The organism is Ensifer adhaerens (assembly GCF_013283195.1).
GTDB classification, from domain to species: domain Bacteria; phylum Pseudomonadota; class Alphaproteobacteria; order Rhizobiales; family Rhizobiaceae; genus Ensifer; species Ensifer adhaerens_G.
In genome coordinates this window covers 2,470,784-2,494,050 of record NZ_JABEKT010000001.1, presented here as the reverse complement: position 1 = coordinate 2,494,050, position 23,267 = coordinate 2,470,784, and the positions used below count along the sequence as shown (strand labels likewise).

The 23,267-nt window shown below is 61.9% G+C and carries 19 protein-coding genes; 12 read left to right on the top strand and 7 right to left on the bottom strand.

Translation table 11 applies throughout. The annotated features are described in order from the left end of the window. Positions 1-50: 50 nt before the first annotated feature. On the bottom strand, positions 51-572 hold the full coding sequence (locus LPJGGPFB_RS11850) for a SixA phosphatase family protein (protein WP_173420083.1): 522 nt from the start codon (positions 570-572) through the stop codon (positions 51-53). 413 nt (positions 573-985) lie between these two features. Here LPJGGPFB_RS11850 and dksA point away from each other — a divergent pair, with 413 nt between their 5' ends. Continuing rightward, the gene (gene dksA, locus LPJGGPFB_RS11845) at positions 986-1,405 is read left to right on the top strand and encodes an RNA polymerase-binding protein DksA (RefSeq protein ID WP_025427181.1); all 420 of its coding nucleotides are present in this window, start codon (positions 986-988) and stop codon (positions 1,403-1,405) included. A gap of 103 nt (positions 1,406-1,508) precedes the next feature. Here the strand turns inward: dksA and LPJGGPFB_RS11840 are convergent, their stop codons facing one another. After that, positions 1,509-2,465, bottom strand: coding sequence for a flagellar biosynthetic protein FliO (locus LPJGGPFB_RS11840; protein ID WP_173420082.1), 957 nt, complete (start codon positions 2,463-2,465; stop codon positions 1,509-1,511). Positions 2,466-2,741: 276 nt separating this feature from the next. Here LPJGGPFB_RS11840 and cckA point away from each other — a divergent pair, with 276 nt between their 5' ends. Further along, a complete protein-coding gene (gene cckA / locus LPJGGPFB_RS11835; protein WP_173420081.1) occupies positions 2,742-5,363 on the top strand; it encodes a cell cycle histidine kinase CckA in 2,622 nt (873 codons plus the stop codon). A gap of 139 nt (positions 5,364-5,502) precedes the next feature. Here cckA and LPJGGPFB_RS11830 read toward each other — a convergent pair whose 3' ends face one another. Continuing rightward, positions 5,503-6,432 (bottom strand): pseudouridine-5'-phosphate glycosidase, encoded by a 930-nt coding sequence (locus tag LPJGGPFB_RS11830; RefSeq protein WP_173420080.1) that lies wholly within the window; start codon positions 6,430-6,432, stop codon positions 5,503-5,505. Between the two features lie 31 nt (positions 6,433-6,463). Further along, on the bottom strand, positions 6,464-7,411 hold the full coding sequence (locus LPJGGPFB_RS11825) for a carbohydrate kinase family protein (protein WP_173420079.1): 948 nt from the start codon (positions 7,409-7,411) through the stop codon (positions 6,464-6,466). 239 nt (positions 7,412-7,650) lie between these two features. Between LPJGGPFB_RS11825 and recA the strand changes: the two genes are divergently transcribed. From recA to LPJGGPFB_RS11810, 3 genes are all read left to right on the top strand, one after another. After that, positions 7,651-8,739, top strand: coding sequence for a recombinase RecA (recA, locus tag LPJGGPFB_RS11820; RefSeq protein ID WP_077503639.1), 1,089 nt, complete (start codon positions 7,651-7,653; stop codon positions 8,737-8,739). Positions 8,740-8,968: 229 nt separating this feature from the next. Beyond that, positions 8,969-11,632: an alanine--tRNA ligase gene (gene alaS, locus LPJGGPFB_RS11815; protein ID WP_173420078.1), complete on the top strand. Its 2,664-nt coding sequence runs from the start codon at positions 8,969-8,971 to the stop codon at positions 11,630-11,632. A gap of 169 nt (positions 11,633-11,801) precedes the next feature. Continuing rightward, positions 11,802-12,653, top strand: a complete 852-nt coding sequence (locus tag LPJGGPFB_RS11810) for an AraC family transcriptional regulator (RefSeq protein ID WP_173420077.1) — start codon at positions 11,802-11,804, stop codon at positions 12,651-12,653. Here LPJGGPFB_RS11810 and LPJGGPFB_RS11805 read toward each other — a convergent pair. Beyond that, positions 12,646-13,230 carry a demethoxyubiquinone hydroxylase family protein gene (locus LPJGGPFB_RS11805; RefSeq protein ID WP_173420076.1) on the bottom strand — a complete coding sequence of 195 codons (585 nt, stop codon included), beginning with the start codon at positions 13,228-13,230 and terminating at the stop codon, positions 12,646-12,648. The genes LPJGGPFB_RS11810 and LPJGGPFB_RS11805 overlap by 8 nt on opposite strands. Positions 13,231-13,247: 17 nt before the next feature. Beyond that, the gene (locus tag LPJGGPFB_RS11800; protein WP_173420075.1) at positions 13,248-14,462 is read right to left on the bottom strand and encodes an NADP-dependent isocitrate dehydrogenase; all 1,215 of its coding nucleotides are present in this window, start codon (positions 14,460-14,462) and stop codon (positions 13,248-13,250) included. 274 nt (positions 14,463-14,736) lie between these two features. Between LPJGGPFB_RS11800 and LPJGGPFB_RS11795 the strand changes: the two genes are divergently transcribed. The 4 genes from LPJGGPFB_RS11795 to LPJGGPFB_RS11780 all read left to right on the top strand — a co-directional run bounded on the left by LPJGGPFB_RS11795 (position 14,737) and on the right by LPJGGPFB_RS11780 (position 20,160). Next, positions 14,737-16,719, top strand: a complete 1,983-nt coding sequence (locus LPJGGPFB_RS11795; RefSeq protein ID WP_173420074.1) for an FUSC family protein — start codon at positions 14,737-14,739, stop codon at positions 16,717-16,719. 78 nt (positions 16,720-16,797) lie between these two features. Next, positions 16,798-17,643, top strand: a complete 846-nt coding sequence (locus LPJGGPFB_RS11790; RefSeq protein WP_173420073.1) for an RNA methyltransferase — start codon at positions 16,798-16,800, stop codon at positions 17,641-17,643. Then, entirely contained in the window at positions 17,630-18,427 is a 798-nt protein-coding gene (gene murI, locus LPJGGPFB_RS11785) for a glutamate racemase (protein ID WP_173420072.1), read from the top strand. Before LPJGGPFB_RS11790 ends, murI begins: the two co-directional genes overlap by 14 nt. Positions 18,428-18,645: 218 nt before the next feature. Continuing rightward, entirely contained in the window at positions 18,646-20,160 is a 1,515-nt protein-coding gene (locus tag LPJGGPFB_RS11780; RefSeq protein ID WP_173420071.1) for a helicase HerA domain-containing protein, read from the top strand. An 86-nt stretch (positions 20,161-20,246) separates the two neighbouring features. On the opposite strand, the gene LPJGGPFB_RS11775 is transcribed toward LPJGGPFB_RS11780, so the two are convergent. Continuing rightward, complete coding sequence (locus LPJGGPFB_RS11775; protein ID WP_173420070.1) at positions 20,247-20,582, bottom strand: cupin domain-containing protein; 336 nt, start codon at positions 20,580-20,582, stop codon at positions 20,247-20,249. Positions 20,583-20,694: 112 nt separating this feature from the next. Here LPJGGPFB_RS11775 and LPJGGPFB_RS11770 point away from each other — a divergent pair, with 112 nt between their 5' ends. The 3 genes from LPJGGPFB_RS11770 (at position 20,695) to LPJGGPFB_RS11760 (ending at position 23,172) form a co-directional block, all read left to right on the top strand. Beyond that, the gene (locus LPJGGPFB_RS11770) at positions 20,695-21,273 is read left to right on the top strand and encodes a MarR family winged helix-turn-helix transcriptional regulator (RefSeq protein WP_173420069.1); all 579 of its coding nucleotides are present in this window, start codon (positions 20,695-20,697) and stop codon (positions 21,271-21,273) included. 175 nt (positions 21,274-21,448) lie between these two features. After that, positions 21,449-22,066: a 30S ribosomal protein S4 gene (gene rpsD, locus LPJGGPFB_RS11765; RefSeq protein WP_173420068.1), complete on the top strand. Its 618-nt coding sequence runs from the start codon at positions 21,449-21,451 to the stop codon at positions 22,064-22,066. Positions 22,067-22,224: 158 nt separating this feature from the next. Beyond that, entirely contained in the window at positions 22,225-23,172 is a 948-nt protein-coding gene (locus tag LPJGGPFB_RS11760) for a glutaminase (RefSeq protein WP_173420067.1), read from the top strand. Positions 23,173-23,267: the final 95 nt, after the last annotated feature.

Below are 23,267 nucleotides of genomic sequence, written 5' to 3'. Positions count from 1 at the left end.
TGCTGCCTTGGCGATATAGGAAATATTTCCCGCACCGCAACAATGGCATGTCATTTCACTTCCCTGGTCGGCAGCATCAGCGATACCAGCGTCGCGGTGATTGCGCTGCCAATCCCTGCCTGGACGTCCAGAACCGCGAGGGCTGCGGGTGGATATCCATGCGGAAGCGCTTCGGCCGCCGCTTCGTTTCCGGCAAGACGGTGGAACAGTTCGTCGATCATCGGATTGTGTCCGACGATCATCAGCGAATTCAGATGCCTGTTTGCGTCGATGATGTCGGTGTAGATACTGGCCGGGCCCGTATAGAGCTCGTCCACATATCGGATGTCGATGTTTTCACTGACGGTGCGGAAGAAGGGTTCCGCGGTCTGGCGACAACGCACCGCCGTTGAGCACAGGATCAGGTCCGGCCGGATGCCGCGATCGGCAGCCAGCTCCGCGATCAGTTCTGCCTCGGCAAATCCGACATCGTCCAGCGCACGATCGAAATCGCGTTGTCCCGGCAGAGCCCAGCCCGAGCGGGCATGACGCAGAAGGAGGAGACGGAAGGGCCTGGCGGCACTGTCTTGCATGCATGAGTTCCGGTCGCTGCCGGTCGCGGGGCGCGACCGGATCGTGTATCGCCGAAACAGGTCTTGCGCGTCTGCCGGCGGATCACCACCTTTTCCTGTCGATGATGCAAAGATCAAGCTGCGAGGCGCTTTTTTCAGGGGATTGCCCTCTTGCCGTACGGAGCGGCAAAACCGGATCGAGGACGGCGTCGCGCCAGCGCAAGGACATCCAAGTTACAACCGGTCTTCTTGAGGGCGGGTAGGTGATTATCTCTACGATTAAGATCTCATCTGTAATTTTGATGAAATATTCGCCAGTTAGCCTGAATTGCAAGCATCGTTAAAATACGGTTGAGTGTTTAATCCGAGGCTTGAATCGCGGCTTCCATGGGGCTATACACCGCCGCAATGAGATGTTCTTCAGGAGAATCGCGTTGAGTGAGAAGATCGATCTTAGTACCTTTGTTCTCTCCGAGGACGAGGAATTCATGAATGCCACCCACCGGGCCTATTTCCGGGCCAAGCTAAATGCTTGGAGAAACGACATCCTTCGCGAGGCACGCGAGACACTGGATCACTTGGCCGAGGAGAGCGCCAATCATCCCGATCTCGCCGACAGGGCCTCTTCCGAAACAGACCGGGCAATTGAACTGAGAGCCCGCGACCGTCAGCGGAAGTTGATCTCGAAAATCGATGCTGCTTTGCAGCGGCTAGATGAAGGGACCTACGGCTATTGCGAAGAAACGGGAGAACCGATCGGCTTGAAGCGTCTGGACGCCCGACCGATTGCCACTCTCTCGATCGAGGCGCAGGAGCGCCACGAGCGTCGGGAAAAGGTCTACAGGGACGAATAAGATCCGGTTTCCGGATCAGTCATCAGAGAAAGAAAAAGGCGCGGTTTGACCGCGCCTTCTTCTTTTGTGCTCCTGTTCGAACCGAGCGACGCAGCAACCTGCGTCAGGGCTTACGCCCAGCGGAGATGTCGGCCAGCATACGGTTCATCTCTTCCTCGATCGTCGGCTCCTTGCGGGCATCGTCGAGTGGTGCACCGAGCAGCGGCTCCTGGCGGCCAGTGGCGGACACCGCCGCCCGGTTTTCCGGACGCGCCGCCGCGGAAGACGGCGTCAGCCGTTGCAGGTCTCCGCTGATTTCCGCATCGAGGATGCGTTCAAAGTCGGAAAGCGCACTTTGAGCTGCGGGCTGTGACTGAGCAACTGGCGCGGGGCGCCGTTCCTGGACCGGCGGCTGGGCCGGCAGCACCCGGCTGCGCGCCGCGTCGAAGATGCCTTCGACCTTATCGGCGGCATTTGCTTGCACCCCGATCGGGCTCACCTGGGGAACGACTTCTGCGGGAACGATTTCTGGGGCCGGTGGCGCGACCCTTGCGACCGGGCGCTGCTCGGCGACAGCGCGAACCGCCGGGGCCGGTTCACTGCGCACCGCAGGCTGCTCCTGAGGCATCGCCACCGGGCGTACCGGCGTTGCGACGGTCACTTCCGGCTGGGCGACGGCGGGACGCAACTGCGCCGGCGCTGCGGCCTTCATCTCGGTTCCGTTGGCAACTGCCGGTTCGATGGGCTTGCGCTCGACGACAGCGGGGCCGTCATTCACGGAAGCGCTCTCGTCGATCGGTGCAATCCGGCTTTCGATGACGATATCCGTCGGCCCGCCGATCATGATCAGATGCTCGACGTCATCCCGACGCACCAGCACCAGGCGACGGCGCGTGTCGACCGCCGCGGCATCGAGCACCGCAAGGCGCGGTTGCCTGTTCTTGCCGCCGCGGATGAAGGGCGAAGACGGCCGGTTGCGCATGATCCAGAGCACCGCTACGAGGCAGAGAAGCCCGATCGCAACGGCGCCGGCGGCGATAATGAATCGGCTACCGTTGTCTCCGACGATCGTTTCCATCATAGGCTGAACTCCTTGTAGCCTTTCGAGTGGCAGTATTTGACGGCTTTTTTCGGGCCTGGACAAGGACTTCGCCGACATTCCCTGTGAATTGAGCGCTACGCTTCCGCACAGGTGCTTTTTGCTGTTATCTCTGATCGTTAAAGATGATTCCTATCCGAATGATCGAGGGCGTGTCGGTATTGGCCGAATTCACCTGGCGGATTGCGCGGATGCCGGCCGGAGCGCCGGACCGTATCGGTTTTGCGCCGGGCGGTATTGGCGGCAGATGAGGACCCGATGACGAAATTGCGGCAGTCAGGTGACTACCAGATGCCGGTTGTTGACCGTGGTGTCAGGCCAGGAACCGTCATGCGGATCGTCCTGCTTGCGATCGTTCTGACCGTCTCTGCGATCGCCTTCGTGGTCTTCAAGAACGAGTTGGAGAATGAGATCGTTCTCGGCATTCTTGGCGTTCTCGCCATGGTCGGGATCTTTTTCCTCGTTTCCTCGGTCATCGGCTTCATCGAGGTGATGCCACAATCGCGGCCGGATGAGTTGGCGCGCGCCTTTCTCGACGGCCACGAGGACGGCACGATCGTAACGGACCGCAAGGGCCGTATCATCTATGCCAACGCCGCCTACGGCGCACTGACCGGCGCGAAGAACGCCGCCGGCATCCAGTCGCTTGAAACGATCCTGTCGCGGAACCGCGAGGCGACCGAAGCGATCTACCGCCTCACCAACGGCCTGCACGAAGGCAAGCAGGGGCACGAAGAATTTCGCCTGCTGAAGCCGCTGGCCACGGGCGCTACCGCCAGCGGCTCCGGTGCCCACTGGTTCCGCCTGAAGGCCCGCGTGCTGCCGCTCGAAGACAACGACCGCAATCCGCTCTACCTCTGGCAGATCGCCGATATCACCACCGAACGCGACGATCAGGAGCGGTTCTTCAAGGAATTGCAGAACGCCATCGACTATCTCGACCATGCGCCTGCCGGATTCTTCTCCGCCGGCCGAAAGGGCGAGATTTTCTACATCAACGCCACGCTTGCGGATTGGCTCGGCATCGATCTGACGAAGTTCCAGCCGGGCTCGATGAGCATCGGCGACCTCGTTGCCGGCGAGGGGCTGACGCTGGTGCAGTCGGTGCAGGCCGAACCTGGCCTGAAGAAGACCAAGGTTCTGGACCTCGATCTGCGCAGGTCCAACGGCCAGAGCCTGCCGGTGCGCATGGTGCACCGAGTGTCGTCGGCACGCGACGGCGCGCCGGGCGAAAGCCGGACGATCGTCATGTCGCGTGACGGCGGCGAGGACGAGGACCAGTCGGCGTCGAGCGCTGCGATGCGCTTCACCCGCTTTTTCAACAACACGCCGATGGCCATCGCATCCGTCGACGGCAACGGTCGCATCCTGCGCACCAATGCCCCGTTCCTCAAGCTGTTCTCGGGCCTCGTCTCCCAGGACGACGTCGAGCGCGGCGCGCTGATCGAAACGGTCGTACACCCGACAGAAAAGGGGCGCCTGCACGAGGCGCTTGCCGCTGCCAAGGACCGCCAGGGCGACATCGCACCGATCGACGCCTTGCACCCGGCCGATGGCGAACGCCACTTCCGCTTCTATATCAATGCCGTCATCGACCAGAGCGATCAGGCTCCGGAAGAAGCGGCGATCATCTATGCGCTTGAAATCACCGAGCAGAAGGCGCTCGAAAACCAGATGGCGCAGACCCAGAAGATGAATGCGGTCGGTACGCTTGCGGGCGGCATCGCGCACGACTTCAACAACGTTCTGACGGCGATCCTGCTTTCGTCCGACCACCTGCTTCTGTCGGCCCGCCCGGCGGATGCAAGCTTCGCCGACCTGATGGAGATCAAGCGCAACGCCAACCGGGCGGCAGTGCTGGTTCGGCAGTTGCTCGCCTTCTCGCGCAAGCAGACAATGCGGCCCACAGTGCTGAGCATGACCGATGTCATCGGCGATCTGCGCATGCTGGTCGATCGCATGACCGGAACCAACGTCAAGGTCGAAGTCGACTACGGGCGCGATCTCTGGCCGGTGCGCACAGACCTCGGTCAGTTTGAGCAGGTGCTGCTCAACCTTGCAGTCAACGCGCGCGACGCGATGCCCTCAGGCGGCATCATCACGCTTCGCACCCGCAATCTGCCGTCAAGCGAGATTGCAGCTATCGGCCGTCGGGAATTGCCGGAAGAAGATTTCGTCATGGTGGAGGTTTCCGACCAGGGAACAGGCATTCCGCCAGAAATTCTCGACAAGATCTTCGAGCCTTTCTTCACCACCAAGGAAGTCGGCAAGGGCACGGGCCTGGGGCTTTCGATGGTCTATGGCATCGTCAAACAATCCGGCGGCTACATCTATCCGGAATCGGAAGTCGGCAAGGGAACCACTTTCCGCATCCTCTTGCCGCGCCATATCGACATTCCCGAAGTCGCGGGCGAGCAGGCGCAGGGTGGTTCCGTCGGCACGGCGGCGCCGCCGGTCGAAACGGTTGCCAAGCCGGTCGCCAAGACCGAGGAACCGACCGATCTCACCGGCGATTCGGCCGTTGTCCTGCTCGTCGAGGATGAAGAGGCTGTTCGCCGCGGCGGCAAGCGCATGCTCGAGACACGCGGCTATACCGTCCATGAGGCCGGCTCCGGCGTCGAAGCACTCGATATCATGGACGAGCTCGATGGCGCGGTCGATATCGTCGTTTCCGACGTGGTGATGCCGGAAATGGATGGGCCGACGCTGCTGACCGAACTGCGCAAGAAGTACCCGGACTTGAAATTCATCTTCGTCTCGGGCTACGCCGAAGACGCTTTCGCCCGCAATCTGCCGGCTGATGCCAAGTTCGGCTTCCTGCCGAAGCCGTTCTCGCTGAAGCAACTGGCGGTGGCCGTGCGCGAGATGCTCGATTCCTGAGGTCGTTGCCGGCCTGTGCTCCAGCAAAAAGCCCGACGTTTCCGCGCCGGGCTTTCTTTTTGTCGTCGAGAGCATTTCCAGGAAATAGCGCTTCTGCGATCCCGGTTGGAGCGGCGGCGCTCCAACCCGAATAGCGCTCTTACTTCGCGGTGAGCGCCACAGCGATTTCACCGGCGAGGCGGGCATTGTTCTCGACCAACGCGATGTTGGTTTCGAGGCTGCGGCCCTCGGTCAGGTGGAAGAGATTGTCGAGCAGGTAGGGGGTCACGGCCTTGCCGGTGACGTCGTCGCGTTCGGCGTTGTCGATCGCGCGGGCGATATAGATTTCCATCTCCTCACGCGGGATCTCGCTTTCAGCGGGAACCGGGTTGGCAATCAACATGCCGCCATCGACGCCGAGCTGCTCGCGCATGTTCTGGAAGTTGGCGATCGCCGCCGGGCTGTTCAGCATCAGCGGGCTCTTGAGGCCAGAATCGCGCGACCAGAAGGCCGGGAAGACGTCGCTGTCGTAAGTGACGACCGGCACGCCGCGGGTTTCCAGCACTTCAAGCGTCTTTGGAATGTCGAGGATGGCCTTGGCTCCGGCGCAAACGACGATCACGGCCGTGCGGGCCAGTTCTTCGAGGTCGGCGGAAATGTCGAAGCTCAGCTCGGCGCCACGGTGCACGCCGCCGATGCCGCCGGTCGCAAAGACGTGGATGCCGGCGCGGGCAGCGGCAATCATTGTGGCGGCAACGGTGGTCGCGCCGGTACGACGCTCGGCGATCGCAAAGGCGAGATCGGCGCGCGAGACCTTCATCGCGCCTTCCGTTTGTGCCAGTTCAACGAGCTTGGCATCATCAAGGCCGATATGCAGAACGCCATGGATCACGGCGATGGTTGCCGGGACGGCGCCCTGCTCGCGAATGATCGCTTCGACGCTGCGAGCCATGTTGAGGTTGCCCGGGTAGGGCATGCCATGGGTGATGATGGTCGATTCCAGTGCCACAATCGGCGCGCCACGCGCCTTGGCGGCTGCAACCTCGTCGGAATATTGCATCGGCAGGGAGGGGGAAGCGGGTTTGGTCATGGTTTTTCCTTGGGAGTTCGGCTGGCGGCGTTCATGCCAGCATTTGAGGTGCCGGCACAAGGGCAAGCGCCTGTTCAAGATTGGCCTGCGACATTTGTTCCGACGCGGCCAGAGGCGAGAGCAGGGTAATGCCGGCAGCGGCCATGCCGTGCCTGAGGCATTCATCGAGCCCGTGGCCAGCCAAGCGCGCCGCGAGGAAACCCGACGCCAGGGCATCGCCGGCGCCGGTGACATCGGCAAGTGCAGGCAAGGCCGGTGGCGTCGCGACACAGACAGAATTGCGATCGAAGGCAACGACCGCCCGACCGCCGCGGGTAACGACACCACCGTTGAGCCCGGCAGCGCGCAGGAGCGGCGGCCAGCCCTCGGCATCCGGGCAATCCTTTCCGGTCAGCGCCCGCGCCTCGGCCTCGTTCATGAACAGGAATCCGAGGTTGGAGAGAGCAGGCAGGAAGCGAACCACTTTTGCCGGCGATACGGCAATGCCGGCCACGATCCGCCCGTCGGCCGAAGCCGTCTCAACGAGAGCGGCAATCGTTTCTTCCGGCAGGTTCGCATCTGTCAGCACCAGCCGGCTGTCAGCGATCGCGTCGCGCAAGGCGCGCCGCTGCAATTGGCGCGGCGAGAACAGCCGGTAGAGATCCATGTCGGCAAGCGCGATCACCAGGTTGCCGTCATTCTCGATGATCGCTGTGTAGCTCGGCGTCTGGCGGTCGAGAAAGGTGAGGGGCGTGTCGATGACGCCGGCAGCAGCGGCCGCTGCCGTGACCATCTCCCCGGCGGCGTCACCGCCGCGGGTGCTGACCATTCTCACACTATGGCCCAGGCGCGCCAGATTGCGGGCAGCGTTGAAGCCACCACCGCCGGCCTCTTCGAACCAGGTGCCCGGATTGCTCGAGCCCGGTGCGGTCGCGCCACTAATTCTGCCGCGCCTGTCGATATGGGCGCCGCCAAAGACCGCGATTTCGCCTTCCGTCATGAATGTTCCTCTGCTGTCTCTCAGGCGAATCGGATCGGGAGCGTTCATCATCTCAAGGTGTTCCAGGTCTTGCCGGGAAAATTACACCTCAAAGCGTGAACATGAATCGAACACAATCCGAATAATTCCTATTTTTCAACGTCTTGACCCGCCCTTGCAAAAGAGGAACAAAACATGTACAAAAACTCGTGCGGCGGCTTCATTGCCTCGGTAGCTTCAATAACCTAAAGGTGGACCAAATGGCACAAAACTCTTTGCGGCTCGTAGAGGACAAATCGGTGGACAAAAGCAAGGCACTTGAAGCGGCACTTTCCCAGATCGAACGGTCGTTCGGCAAGGGATCGATCATGAAGCTCGGTGGGAAGGACAGCATCATCGAGATCGAGACGGTTTCGACCGGCTCTCTCAGCCTGGACATCGCGCTCGGCATTGGCGGCCTGCCGAAGGGCCGTATCATTGAAATCTATGGCCCGGAAAGCTCGGGCAAGACGACGCTCGCATTGCAGACGATCGCCGAAGCACAGAAGAAGGGTGGCATCTGCGCTTTCGTCGACGCTGAACATGCACTCGACCCGGTTTATGCGCGCAAGCTGGGTGTTGACCTCGAAAACCTCCTGATCTCACAGCCCGATACCGGCGAACAGGCACTCGAAATCACCGATACGCTGGTGCGCTCCGGTGCGATCGACGTTCTCGTCATCGACTCCGTTGCAGCGCTCGTGCCGCGCGCGGAAATCGAGGGCGAAATGGGCGACAGCCTGCCGGGCATGCAGGCCCGCCTGATGAGCCAGGCTCTGCGCAAGCTGACGGCTTCGATTTCGAAGTCGAACTGCATGGTCGTCTTCATCAACCAGATCCGCATGAAGATCGGCGTCATGTTCGGTTCTCCGGAAACGACGACGGGCGGTAACGCGCTGAAGTTCTACGCCTCGGTTCGACTTGACATCCGCCGCATCGGCTCCGTCAAGGAGCGCGAAGAGGTCGTCGGCAACCAGACGCGCGTCAAGGTCGTCAAGAACAAGATGGCGCCTCCCTTCAAGCAGGTCGAATTCGACATCATGTATGGCGAAGGCGTGTCCAAGACCGGCGAACTCGTCGACCTCGGCGTCAAGGCCGGCATCGTCGAGAAGTCCGGCGCCTGGTTCTCCTATAACAGCCAGCGCCTCGGGCAGGGCCGCGAGAATGCCAAGTCGTTCCTCAGGGACAACCCGGATCTTTCGCGCGAGATCGAGACGGCTCTGCGCCAGAACGCCGGCCTGATCGCCGACCGTTTCCTGGAGAATGGCGGTCCGGAACCTGATGACGGCGACGACGCTGCCGAAGCATAATCGGCAAGCCAGGCTTCATACATTCAAAACCGGTCGCCATCATTGGCGGCCGGTTTTTTGTTGCCGTCTGGACAGCATGATACGCGAACGATAAAAGCCTGTGGTTCCGGCGACCGAGGGCGTTGGAGGGCGCAGCCGTCGACGATGGCTGTGGGGTTGAAGGACAACGGCAAGGGGCACGGCAAATGCCGGGGCTTGGGCCTGAATTGGTGCACAGATAGGACGCAAGATGAGCGGCGTGAATGAAATCCGGTCGACGTTTCTCGACTATTTCCGCAGGAATGGTCACGAGGTGGTGTCGTCGAGCCCGTTGGTGCCGCGCAACGACCCGACACTGATGTTCACCAATGCCGGCATGGTGCAGTTCAAGAACGTCTTCACCGGGCTGGAGCAGCGTCCCTATTCGACGGCCGTGACCGCGCAGAAATGCGTGCGTGCCGGCGGCAAGCACAACGACCTCGACAATGTCGGATATACGGCCCGCCACCACACCTTCTTCGAAATGCTCGGCAACTTCTCCTTTGGCGATTACTTCAAGGAGAACGCCATCGAGCTTGCCTGGAACCTGATCACCAAGGAGTACGGCCTCGACGCCAAGCGCCTGCTGGTGACGGTCTATCACACCGACGACGAGGCCTTTGACCTCTGGAAGAAGATCGCCGGCCTCACCGAAGACCGCATCATCCGCATTCCGACCAGCGACAATTTCTGGGCCATGGGCGATACCGGCCCGTGCGGTCCCTGTTCTGAAATCTTCTACGACCACGGCGACAAGATCTGGGGCGGACCTCCTGGCTCTGCCGATGAGGACGGTGACCGCTTCATCGAGATCTGGAACCTCGTCTTCATGCAGTACGAGCAGATCACCAAGGAAGAGCGGGTCAACCTGCCGCGTCCGTCGATCGACACCGGCATGGGGCTTGAGCGCCTGGCAGCCGTCCTGCAGGGCCAGCACGACAATTACGACATCGATCTCTTCCGCGCGCTGATCGCAGCCTCCGAAGAGGCAACAGGCGTCAAGGCAGAGGGCGACCAGCGCGCCAGCCACCGCGTCATTGCCGACCATCTGCGTTCGTCCGCGTTCCTGATCGCCGACGGCGTTCTGCCGTCGAACGAGGGCCGCGGCTACGTTCTTCGCCGCATCATGCGCCGCGCCATGCGCCATGCGCAGTTGCTCGGCGCCCGCGATCCCCTGATGTGGAAGCTGCTGCCGGCGCTGGTCGGCCAGATGGGCCGTGCCTATCCGGAACTGATGCGCGCCGAAGCGCTGATTTCCGAGACGCTGAAGCTCGAGGAAACGCGCTTCCGCAAGACGTTGGAGCGCGGCCTGAACCTGCTTTCCGAAGCCTCGGCCGACCTTTCCGAAGGCGACCAGTTCAACGGCGAAACCGCCTTCAAGCTCTACGACACCTATGGCTTCCCGCTCGACCTGACCCAGGACGCCCTGCGCGCCAAGGGCATTTCCGTCGATACCGACGCCTTCACGACCGCCATGCAGCGCCAGAAGGCCGAGGCCCGTGCGAGCTGGTCGGGGTCCGGTGAAGCGGCAACCGAAACCATCTGGTTCGAGCTGCGCGAAAAGCATGGCTCGACCGAGTTCCTCGGCTACGACACAGAGATTGCCGAAGGCGTGATCCAGGCGATCGTGCGCGATGGCGCTGTCGCACAGTCGGCCGCCAAGGGTGAAACCGTCCAGATCGTCCTCAACCAGACGCCGTTCTACGGCGAATCGGGCGGCCAGATGGGCGACACCGGTACGATCACCACCGACGGCGGCAAGGTAACCGTGACCGACACGCAGAAGCGCGGCGAGGGGCTGTTCGTCCATTTCGGCGTCGTTGCCGAAGGCACGATCAAGACTGGCGATGCGGCGCAGCTCGAAGTCGACCACGCCCGCCGTTCGCGCCTGCGCGCCAACCATTCCGCCACCCATTTGCTGCATGAGGCGCTTCGCGAAGTGCTCGGCACTCATGTGGCACAGAAGGGTTCGCTAGTCGCACCTGAGCGCCTGCGCTTCGACGTCTCGCACCCGAAGCCGATGTCGGCCGAGGAACTGAAGATCGTCGAGGAGATGGCAAACGAGATCATCGTCCAGAACACGCCGGTCACCACCCGCCTGATGAGCGTCGACGATGCCATTGCCGAAGGTGCGATGGCGCTGTTCGGCGAAAAATACGGCGACGAAGTGCGTGTCGTCTCCATGGGCCAGGGCATCCACGGCTCCAAGGCCAATCGTCCCTATTCCGTCGAACTCTGCGGCGGCACGCACGTGTCGGCCACCGGTGACATCGGCCTCGTGCGCGTCGTTTCCGAAAGCGCCGTCGGCGCCGGCGTACGCCGCGTCGAGGCGCTGACGGGCGAGGCGGCCCGTGCCTACCTCAACGAACAGGACGAGCGGGTCAAGACGCTTGCCAACACGCTCAAGGTTCAGCCGGGCGACGTGCTCGGTCGCGTCGAGGCACTTCTCGACGAGCGCCGCAAGCTGGAGCGCGAGCTTACCGAAGCCAAGAAGAAGCTGGCACTCGGTGGCGGCGGTCAGGCGGGATCGAGCGATGCCGCCCGCGACATCGCCGGCATGCGCTTCCTCGGCAAGGTGGTTTCCGGTGTTGAGCCCAAGGACCTGAAGAGCCTGGCGGACGACGGCAAGAAGAGCCTCGGCTCCGGCGTCGTCGCCTTTGTCGGCGTTTCCGGTGACGGAAAGGCAAGTGCCGTCGTGGCTGTGACCGACGACCTGACCTCCAAGGTCAGCGCCGTCGATCTGGTGCGTGTCGCCTCCGCCGCTCTCGGCGGCAAGGGCGGCGGCGGTCGCGCCGATATGGCGCAGGCTGGCGGCCCTGACGGCGAGAAGGCAGCCGAAGCGATCGAGGCTGTTGCTGTGGCGCTGGCCGGTTAAGACCAGGCGCACACACAGGAATTTGAAAAAGGCGTCCGGTTCGGGCGCCTTTTTTTGTGGTGGCGACTGGCCGTCGGTCCAACGGCATTCGCTCGCCGTAAAACTCCGCAGGATTTGTCAAACTCGGCTATGGTCTACCGATCCGTGAGCAAAACGCGAAAGGTTCGGCATGGACGAGCAGGCAAGCTGGGCGACCTATGAGAGACGTCTGCACAGGGTGAGCGACTATATTTACGGCCATCTCAATGAAGAGCTCGATCTAGATCGGCTCGCTGAGATCGCCTGCCTGTCGCCGCACCACTGGCACCGGATCTACCGGGCCGTTCACGGCGAGACACTGGCGGCAACGGTCAAGCGGCTACGGCTGCAGAAGGCCGCCGCCGATCTCGTACAAACCGATCTTCCTGTCGATGCGATCGCGCAGCGCTCTGGCTACCCCAATATTCAATCCTTCAACCGCACCTTCAAGGCAGTCTACGGACTGCCGCCGGCGCGATACCGGAGGGAGGGCAGCCACAAAACCTTCGAAACCGCTTCATCGGAAGGAATTGCGGACATGTATGAAGTCACTCTCAAGGAAATCGATAGTTTTGGCGTCGTCGGCGTCGCCCACACCGGGTCCTACATGGGCATCGGCAAGGCGTTCGAGACCCTCTACGGCACGCTGTTTTCGCGCAACCTGTTTAGGCCCGACATGGAGATGATTGGCATCTACCTGGATGATCCGGAACTGGTGCCGACAGACAAGCTGCGTTCCTTCGCCTGCGTGTCGGCCAAAGGGGATTTGCCCTCGGATGCACCGCTGACGCCGCAGACACTCGATGGTGGACGTTACGCCGTCCTGCGTCACAAGGGGCCGTATGCGGACATGCCCTTGGCCTATCAATGGCTCTACGGCACGTGGCTGCCGCAGTCCGGCCGAGAGGTGCGCGACAGCCTGATGTTCGAGAAATATCTCAACAATCCGCGCGACGTGCCGCCGACAGAGCTTTTGACCGAGATCTATCTGCCGCTCAAATAACGCTCGCATGGCGCAAAGCCTTGGCCATACGGACGGAATCGCCCCAGGTTGAAAGCCAGATCAGGACATTAGTGCAAAGAGAGATGAGGGCGCGAAGCGCCCTCACGCGCATGTCCTCGCGGATCAATTGAGCTTCAGCATGCTGGAGATGCGCCAGTTCCTCCTCCCGAATTGACAGGATGAGGGCGTGCAGCTCCTCATCCTTGCCTGACAGAAAGTGGAGTTGGTCGTCGAGATGGCGATGCACGGCGGCTTCGACTGCGGCCGTGCACGCCCATATGCCGCGTCGCCCCATCAGTGCCGTCGAGAAGCCGAGAAGCCAGCCGCCCAAACTCCAAAACTGCATGACGCGACAGGGGCGGGAGTTTCGCGCCGGCATGGCGCCCCGGAAAAGCGAGCAGTGCTCAATTTCGTCCCTCAACATCTCAGAGAGCATGGGAACACAGTCGGGAAATAGTCTCCGCGCAACGGCAATCTGCGCGGAGTAAATGCGGATGGCGCCAAATTCACCGGCGTGGTTGACCCTGACGATCCGAGCGATCGTCAGGGCAGTGCGCGGAGAAGGGCGCGCGTCCATTCGACGCTGGTGCCCTATTAGGCAGCCATTGCCTTACGCAGGTTCTCGTCGATCTTGTCGAGGAAGCCGGTGGTCGAGAGCCACGGCTGGTCGGGGCCGATGAGCAGCGCCAGGTCCTTGGTCATGAAGCCCGATTCGACCGTGTCGACGCAGACCTTTTCGAGCGTTTCGGAGAAGCGCGCGAGTTCGGCATTGCCGTCGAGCTTGGCACGGTGGGCAAGGCCACGGGTCCAGGCGAAGATCGAGGCGATCGAGTTGGTCGAGGTTTCCTCGCCCTTCTGGTGCTGGCGGTAGTGGCGGGTCACGGTGCCGTGTGCGGCTTCTGCTTCGACCGTCTGGCCATCCGGCGTCATCAGGACCGAAGTCATCAGGCCGAGCGAACCAAAGCCCTGGGCAACGATGTCGGACTGCACGTCGCCGTCGTAGTTCTTGCACGCCCAGACGTAGCCGCCGGACCACTTCAGTGCCGATGCGACCATGTCGTCGATCAGGCGGTGTTCGTACCAGATCTTCAGTTCCTTGAACTTGTCGGCGAATTCTTCGTCGAACACCTTCTGGAAGATGTCCTTGAAGCGGCCGTCATAGACCTTGAGGATGGTGTTCTTGGTCGACAGGTAGACCGGAACCTTGCGCTGGATGCCGTAGTTCAGCGAAGCGCGAGCGAATTCGGTGATCGAGTCGTCGAGGTTGTACATGCCCATGGCAACGCCGGCCGACGGTGCGTCGAAGACGTCGTATTCGATTTCCTTGCCGTCTTCGCCGACGAACTTCATCGTCAGCTTGCCCTTGCCCGGGAACTTGAAGTCGGTGGCGCGGTACTGGTCACCGAAGGCGTGACGGCCGACGATGATCGGCTTGGTCCAGCCGGGAACCAGGCGGGGAACGTTCTTGCAGATGATCGGCTCGCGGAAGATGACGCCGCCGAGGATGTTGCGGATCGTGCCGTTCGGCGACTTCCACATCTTCTTGAGCTTGAACTCTTCGACGCGGGCTTCGTCCGGGGTGATCGTGGCGCACTTGACGCCGACGCCGTGCTTCTTGATGGCGTTGGCAGCATCGATCGTCACCTGGTCGTCGGTGGCGTCGCGGTTTTCCATGCCGAGGTCATAATACTCGAGGTCGATGTCGAGGTAGGGATGGATCAGCTTGTCCTTGATGAACTGCCAGATGATGCGGGTCATCTCGTCGCCGTCGAGTTCGACGACCGGATTGGCGACCTTGATCTTTGCCATGAAAATGCCTCGTAGTTTAGCGGGACAGCGGGAGCGATGTCCCTTCCTCTTTAGAAAAATCCAGTGCCCTATAGCATTGTGAAACGGCAAGGCAAAGCATGCTTGACTGAAACTTTGGGTGGAGGTTCAAACGACCTCAAGGCAGGGGGACGGACGGCATTTTCGAGGGGTTTTAATCTGTCTCATGCCTTGAAAAGATCGGAGGCGACGTTAATCAGAAGAGAGCAGCGAAGCGGCGCCGCTCGTTGGCCGCCGCGGCAGGCAAAGGCAACCGATGGAAATTCGTTCCCGCGTGCGCGATTGGCTTCTCGCCAACGACCCCGCCTTTTCGCGGCTGCGGCAGGCAACGCGCATCACCGCGACGATCGTTTCGTCGGTTCTGCTGCTGATGGCTTTCCATTATCTCGTAGCGCCACTGCCATCGGCCGCCTATGGCCTTGCCGTTTCTCTGTCTATCGAGGGCGGCCTTGCCGTGCGCGATCGCACCCATGGCGAACAGCTGGTAACCCGCGTGATCGCCGTCGTCGCCGGCGTCTCGATGGTGGCACTGGCCTCGCTGCTCGAGAGTCATCGCTATGTCTCTGATGTCGTCTTCCTGCTGATCATCTTCCTGGCGGTTTATGGCAGATCGTTCGGAGCGCGTTGGTTCGCCGTCGGCATGTTCGCCTTCATGTCCTATTTCATCGGTGCATATCTGCGCCCGACCGCCGATCAGTTGCCGGCGCTGTTTCTTGGCGCTGCGGTCTCGGCGACGGTTGCACATCTCGTCCGCACCGTCCTTTTGCCCGACAACCGCTACCGCGATCTCATGCGCGCTGCAGCCAGCGTCCAGCAGCGCGTCGACCAAATGCTGGAGGAATTGCTCGACGTCGCGCGCAAACCGATGCTGCTCGAAACCGACCGCACCCGGCTTCACCGCAGGGAAGAACGCCTCAAGGAGGCGGTGTTGATGGCGGAAAGTTTCATCCCGACGGAGAACCGACGCCCGGAGCCCGAGCCGGGCTTGGCCTCGTCGGATGTGGTGATCAACCTCTTCGACCTGCATCTGGCAGCAGAGAGTGTGATCGTCCTCAGCCTTCAGGCCATGCCGCCCGTGGCCTTGATCGAAGCGATGCTTGCACGCAACTCCGCCGAAATCGAAGCGGAGACTGCACGCATCGACAGAACAAACGAGCGGCTCGCCGAAACGGTTAAGGCGCTCTCATGGCTGCGAAATGTCCGGCAGCGGCTGGCGGGCAGCCTGTCAAAGCTCGACGAGCATGACCTCGATGACCCCAGCGAACCCGAAAGCGGCCGGGCTGCAACGCGGCTGAACCTGTCGTTCGACAATCCGGCGCTTAAGTCCGCAATCCAGATCACGCTTGCCGCAGGGATCGCCATGGTCTTCGGGCTGATGCTGTCGCGCGATCGCTGGTTCTGGGCGGTGCTGGCCGCCTTCCTCGTCTTCACCAACACGCGGTCGCGCGGCGACACGGCGGTCAAGGCGCTGCAGCGCTCGGCCGGTACGCTGTTCGGGATCGTGGTTGGCATCGTCGCCGGCACCCTGGTCGCCGGCAATATCTATCTCGTGCTGCCGCTCAGTGCGCTTTGCGTCTTTCTTGCCTTCTACTTCCTTGCGGTTTCCTATGCGACAATGACGTTCTTCGTCTCCGTCGTCCTGTCGCTGCTCTACAGCCTGATGGGTGTGCTTACGCCTGAGTTGCTGCAGCTGCGCCTGGAGGAAACCCTGATCGGCTCGATCGCCGGTGCTGCGGTTGCCTTCGTCGTCTTTCCGACACGAACGCGAACGTCCCTCGATCTGGCCATCAAATCCTGGTGCGGCGAACTGACGGGCCTGCTGCAAGCGGCCAAGGAGGGTGCCTCGGGCATGGCGCTGATCGTGCGGTCGCAGGCGCTGGATCGCGCCTACCGCGATCTTGCGGCCGCCGCAAAGCCGCTCGGCGTGTCCTGGCAGCTGGTCACGCGTCCGGGGCATGTCCGACAGACGCTGGCGATCTTCATGGGCTGCACCTATTGGGCGCGCGTATTTGCCCGACGCGTCGCCGACGAAGCCGTTGACCCGACATTCCTCAGCGACATCGACGAAAACCTCGCGCTCGTTCGTTCGATCGAGGAAAAGGGAGCGGGCTACTTCTACGATGTCGGCCGCGTCTCCGGACCGGTCGACCGCCACCTGCCGATATCGAAGGACGATGCCGGGCTGGGGCTCGAGATGATCGGCATCTCGCTCAACCGCCTGCATCCAGCGGTGGGCTGACCTCCACCGATGCCTGGACTTTAACTTTCCGGGCTTTTGTGCGAGGGAAGCGCCGAACAGAAGACGAAGGCGAAAGACATGGCAGGCACGAACAGCGAACGAGAACTCCTGACCGAAGGGCCGGCGATCATTCTCGCCTATCCGCAGCTCGGCGAGAACATCGGCATGGTTGCCCGCGCCATGGCCAATTTCGGCCTGTCGGAATTGCGCCTCGTCAACCCGCGCGACGGCTGGCCGAACGAAAAGGCGCAATCTGCCGCCAGCCGCGCCGACCACGTCATCGAGGGCGCCAAGCTCTATGACACGCTGGAAGAGGCGATCGCCGACCTCAACTTCGTCTATGCGACGACGGCGCGCGACCGCTACGGCTACAAGCCGGTGCGCTCGCCGATCGTGGCGGCGCGTACGCTGAGGCAACGCTTCACCGCCGGCGAGGCGACCGGCATCATCTTCGGTCGCGAGCGCACAGGCCTCACCAACGAGGAGGTGGCGCTTGCCGACGAGATCGTCACTTTTCCCGTGAACCCGGCCTTTGCCTCGCTCAACCTTGCCCAGGCCGTGCTGCTCATGTCCTATGAGTGGCTGAAAACCGGCATGGAAAGCGAAGACCAGACGTCCTTCCAGGCGCTGGAGCAGCGTCCGGCGAAGAAGGACGATCTGCAGGGGCTGTTTGATCATCTGGAAGATGCGCTCGAAGCGCGCAACTATTTCCGCTCCGCCGACAAAAAGCCGAAATTGGTGGAAAATCTGCGAACCGTTCTGACCAGACCATCCTTTACCGAAACGGAAATCCGGGTGCTGCGCGGCGTTATCTCGTCGCTCGACCGGTTTTCGCGCGAACATCCCCGGGGTTCCGGCGCTCCTGCCGATAGCAGCAGGGCGGAGGCAAACAAGAAGGCATCAGACAGCGGTGACAGCGACTGACCTGAAACCCATCCTCGTCTTCGACAGCGGCATCGGAGGACTGACGGTCCTGCGCGAGGCGCGGGTGCTGATGCCGGAGCGGCATTTCATCTATATCGCCGACGATGCCGGCTTCCCCTATGGGGGCTGGGAGGAGGAGGCGCTGCGGGCACATGTCATCGCGCTCTTCGGTCGCCTTTTGACCGAGCACGACCCCGAAATCTGCGTCATTGCCTGCAACACTGCCTTCACGCTGGTCGGTGCCGATCTGCGCGCCGCTTTTCCTCAGATGACCTTCGTTGGCACCGTGCCGGCGATCAAGCCGGCGGCCGAGCGGACGCGCTCCGGACTCGTTTCCGTTCTGGCGACGCCGGGCACGGTCAAGCGCGCCTATACGCGCGACCTGATCCAGTCCTTTGCCAGCCAATGTCATGTCCGCCTGGTCGGCTCCGAAAACCTCGCCAGGATGGCAGAGGCCTATATTCGTGGCGAGAAGCTCGACGACGCCGAGGTGCTGGCCGAAATCGAGCCGTGCTTCATCGAGATGGACAGCCGCAAGACCGATATCGTCGTTCTCGCCTGCACGCATTATCCGTTCATGGCCAACCTGTTCCGCAAGCTCGCGCCATGGCCGGTCGACTGGCTGGATCCGGCCGAGGCGATTGCGCGGCGCGCACGCTCGCTGGTGCCACTGCCCAATGGCTTCGCACCGTTGAACGGCGAGGACCCGGCAATCTTCACCTCAGGAAAGCCGGATTTTTCGACCCGCCGGCTGATGCAGGGCTTCGGACTGACAGTGCGGTAAACGAAGTCTTCTTATCTGTGGGTTTCTCGCTTTGAACCGGGAAAACTGCGGGGAAGGGTGCTAAGCCTCAGGGCTTGCGGGCGCGCGCCCGACATCAGCCAGAGCATGTCCAGGAAAATGCGAAGCGGTTTTCCGTCAGGAAATGCGTAAAACAGAGGTAGAGCGCATCTGCTGCTCTGCCCAAACGACGAACGCCCTAAAGGCAGGATGAGGTACAGATGAAAGTCGGCATCGACATGGGAGCGACGTCCGAAGGGACTTCGGCTTCTCTCGATATCGAGGAGCTTCTGGCGACCCGTCTTTTGGTGCAGGGCAATTCCGGCTCCGGCAAGTCGCACCTCTTGCGTCGTCTGCTCGAGCAATCCGCCCCTTGGGTGCAGCAATGCATCATCGACCCCGAGGGCGATTTCGTCACGCTCGCCGACAAGTTCGGCCATGTGGTGGTCGAGGGCGAGCGCACCGACGCTGAATTGATCGGCATTGCCACCCGCATTCGCCAGCATCGTGTTTCCTGCGTTCTGTCGCTCGAAGGGCTCGATATCGACCAGCAGATGCGCAGCGCCGGCGTGTTCCTCAACGCCATGTTCGATGCGGACCGGGAATACTGGTACCCCGTGCTCGTGGTCGTCGACGAAGCGCAGATGTTTGCGCCGTCGGTTGCCGGCGATGTCACCGAAGAAGTCCGCAAGATTTCGCTCGGCGCCATGACCAATCTCATGTGTCGTGGACGTAAGCGTGGGCTTGCCGGCGTCATCGCCACCCAGCGCCTGGCAAAGCTTGCCAAGAACGTTGCGGCAGAAGCGTCCAACTTCCTGATGGGCCGGACCTTCCTCGATATCGACATGCTGCGTGCCGCCGATCTGCTCGGCATGGATCGCCGGACCGCGGAAATGTTCCGCGATCTGAAGCGCGGCTCCTTCGTCGCCCTCGGCCCGGCGCTGTCGCGTCGTCCGCTGAAGGTGACCATCGGCGCCGTCGAGACCTCGGCACGCTCGACGAGCCCCAAGCTGATGCCATTGCCGGAAGCGCCGCAGGATGTGGAAGACCTGATCTTTACGCCCGACGCCGACGAACTGACCCGGCCGCTTGTGCGTCGTGCCGCACCACCGCCGCGCCCGGCCACAGATATTCTCGCCGAACTGTCGCGTCCGCGTCCGGAGCCTATGGCGCCGATCGAGGTGAAACCTGCTCAGCCGGAAATGTCGTCGGAAGAGCGTGGCGCGCTGCTCGACAGCCTGCTTGCCGAGATTCTTGCCAATCCCGATGCCGCATTCCGGCCTGATGCCGAGCTGTTCCAGGACTTTCTCGTGCGTTGTCGAATCCGGCGCGTTCCGGGTGCAGCCCTGTCGCTGAGCGCCTTCCGGCGCAAGATGGCAATCGCGCGCTCGGGCGTCGATGCGGAGACCGCAGCCACGGACGCCTGGGCATCTGCCCTCCGGCTAGCCGATCGCGTCACCGAGGACCTGCAAGGCGTTTTCCTGATGATGGCGCAGGCCGCCGTGCGCGGCCTTGCATGCCCGTCGGACGCAATGATCGCACGGGCCTACGGCACCCATTCCGCCCGTCGCGCCCGGCGGCTGCTCGGCTATTTCGAGGAAAATGGGCTGATCGTCGTCCATGCCGATTTCAGCGGCAAGCGAATCGTCGCCTTTCCCGACCTTGGCTGCGAAACCGCTCCGGGCGACGCGAACGGGCCGGATGCCATGGATCCGTCCGCGGCTGCAGCTGAATAGGCGCGACCTCCGTTCGAGGCTTCAGTTCCGGTTGCTTAATGACGAGACGGCCGCGATACACGCCCCCGCCTGTCGCGTGCGTGGCGTCAAAGCCATTCCTGAATCACACGGTCGGACGCATGGATGCAGGTCATCTCCAGCCGAGTGTCGCCGCTGTTGACGAAACGGTGCGGCGTGCCGGGATCGACGACGATGATGTCGCCGGCCTTGCCGATAAGCGTCTCTTCGCCGACCGTGAACTCCGCCTCGCCGGAATGAATGAGCCAGGTCTCCGGATAGGGGTGGAGGTGAAGCGCCGGACCTTGGCCAGGCTCCGCATTCATCAAGAAGAGTGAAACCGGCGTGCCGTATTGTCCGCCCTCGAACAGGATCGTCCGGTTAGGGCTCTGCTTCTGCTCTGCGCGCGGAATGACATGAAACATGCTGATCTCCATCGGGTTGGTTTGCTGGTTCGAATGAGTTATCTTGATGAGAAGATATTATGCCAAAATATCTTCTCGTCAAGATATATTGCTGGAGGCCGCGGAGTAGACGATGCAGGATGAGCAAGTGAAGAGGGACCACGTCGACCGGTTGCGGGCGCAATGGGATCGCGAATTGCCGGACCTCGATACGGAGCCAATGACCATTCTCGGGCGCGCCTACCGGCTTTCGAATCTGGTGCGTCCGTCGATCGAGGAGACCTTTGCCTCCTTCGGTCTCGACCGCGGCGAATTCGACGTGATCTCGACGCTCAGGCGCTCCGGCCCTCCGTATCGCCAGACGCCGACCGACCTCTATACATTGCTGATGATTTCGTCGGGCGGACTGACACATCGGCTTGATCGGTTGCAGAAGGCAGGGCTGATCCTGCGCGAGCGTTCGGCATCGGATGGACGCAGCAGCGTGGTTGGGTTGACGGAGAAGGGCGTAGCGCTCGCAGAAGCCGCATTTCGGGCTGACATGGCGAGCGAGGCGCGCTATCTCGGAGGTCTTGGGCCAGAGGAACGTGTCGCACTGGCAGCGCTTCTGAAGAAGCTGCTTGTTTCGCTGGAAAGCCAGCAGCCGGCGACCCCGCCTGAAATGGCCCCTAATACGGCGATTTTGTTTGACAATGCCGATCGGAAGCCCTAAAGCCGCCCCAACGCCGGGCAGAAATGTCCGGTGTTTCATTTGACATGTCCCGTGGTTTCTCCGGCATCGTGATCGTGAGAATCCTGTCAGAACTCTCAAAATGGGTTCAGAGGAGGGCGTGTTTCCTTGATCCGGTTTGGCAACAGACCGGTGTAACAGACTGAAAGGAAATGCGATGAGCAAGCGCGAATCGTCCAAGTACAAAATTGACCGCCGTATGGGCGAAAACATCTGGGGCCGTCCGAAGTCGCCGGTTAACCGCCGCGAATACGGCCCGGGCCAGCACGGCCAGCGCCGCAAGTCCAAGCTTTCGGACTTCGGTGTGCAGCTGCGCGCCAAGCAGAAGCTGAAGGGCTACTACGGCGACATCCGCGAAAAGCAGTTCCGTGCGATCTTCGCCGAAGCTGACCGCCGCAAGGGTGACACCCCGGAGAACCTGATCGGCCTGCTCGAATCGCGCCTCGACGCGATCGTCTACCGCGCAAAGTTCGTTCCGACCGTTTTCGCTGCACGCCAGTTCGTCAACCATGGCCACGTCAAGGTTAACGGCGTTCGCGTCAACATCGGTTCCTACCGTTGCAAGCCGGGCGACGTCATCGAAGTCAAGGAAAAGTCCAAGCAGCTCGTGACCGTTCTCGAATCGGTTCAGCTCGCTGAGCGTGACGTTCCTGACTACATCGAAGTCGACCACAACAAGATGGTAGCAACCTTCGTCCGCGTTCCGGTTCTCTCCGACGTGCCTTACGCCGTCGTCATGGAACCGCACCTCGTCGTCGAATTCTACTCGCGTTAATCCGGGGCCTTGGCCTTGTGAACGTTTCGAAAACCGCCCGGAAACGGGCGGTTTTTTTGTCTCTTCAGATCTCTTCAGATATCGTGGCGTTTTGATCTGTCGCGCATCGCCCTTGTCACGGACAAAGCGCTGATGTGCGCGGCGGAAGGGGAAATCGCATGCCGGAGCAGAAGACGCCGCAGGATCTGCAGGCGATCATCGAGGATATCCACCGCGAGCTGACACCACGGCTCGGCGAGGGCAAGGTCGCGGACTACATCCCGCAGCTCGCGCGCGTTAATCCCGAGCACTTCGGCATGGCGATCGTCACCACGGATGGGCAGGTGCACCGGGTCGGCGACGCCGAGGTGCCGTTCTCCATCCAGAGTGTCTCCAAGGTGTTCACGCTGACACTGGCGCTCGGCAAACACGGCGAAAACATCTGGCATCGCGTCGGTCGCGAACCTTCAGGCTCGGCCTTCAACTCGATCGTCCAGCTCGAGCAGGAAGGTGGCAAGCCACGCAATCCCTTCATCAATGCCGGCGCAATCACCATCAGCGACCTGATCCTTGCTGGCCACACGCCGCGCGAACTGATCGGCGAGATCGTGCAGTTCGTCCGCTACCTCGCCGACGACGACGCCATCGTCATCGATCATGAGGTCGCCCGCTCCGAAACGGCAACGGGCTTCCGCAATTTCGCGCTTGCAAACTTCATGCGCTCCTTCGGGCGGCTCGATCACCCGGTCGAGCATGTGCTCGGCGTCTACTTCCATCACTGCGCGCTATCGATGACATGCAGCCAGCTCGCCAAGGCCGGTCTGTTCCTGGCGGCCGGCGGCACCAATCCCTTGTCCGGGCATTCGGTCGTGTCGCGCCAGCGCGCCCGGCGCATCAACGCGCTGATGCTGACCTGCGGCCACTATGATGGTTCGGGCGATTTCGCCTACCGGGTCGGTCTGCCCGGCAAGAGCGGCGTCGGCGGCGGCATTCTCGCCGTCGCGCCCGGCAAGGCTTCCGTCGCCGTCTGGTCGCCGGGGCTGAACCACAACGGCAATTCGCTTCTGGGGTCTCTCGCGCTCGAGATGCTTGCCGCGCGTACCGGCTGGTCGGTGTTTGGCTCCTGATTTCGGCCGAAGGGCCGTTTTCCCTTGATCTTGCAGGAGGAACGAGGCAAGTGCTGGCCGTGACGCACCGCGCGCCTTTTTCCCTGCGCCCGCCA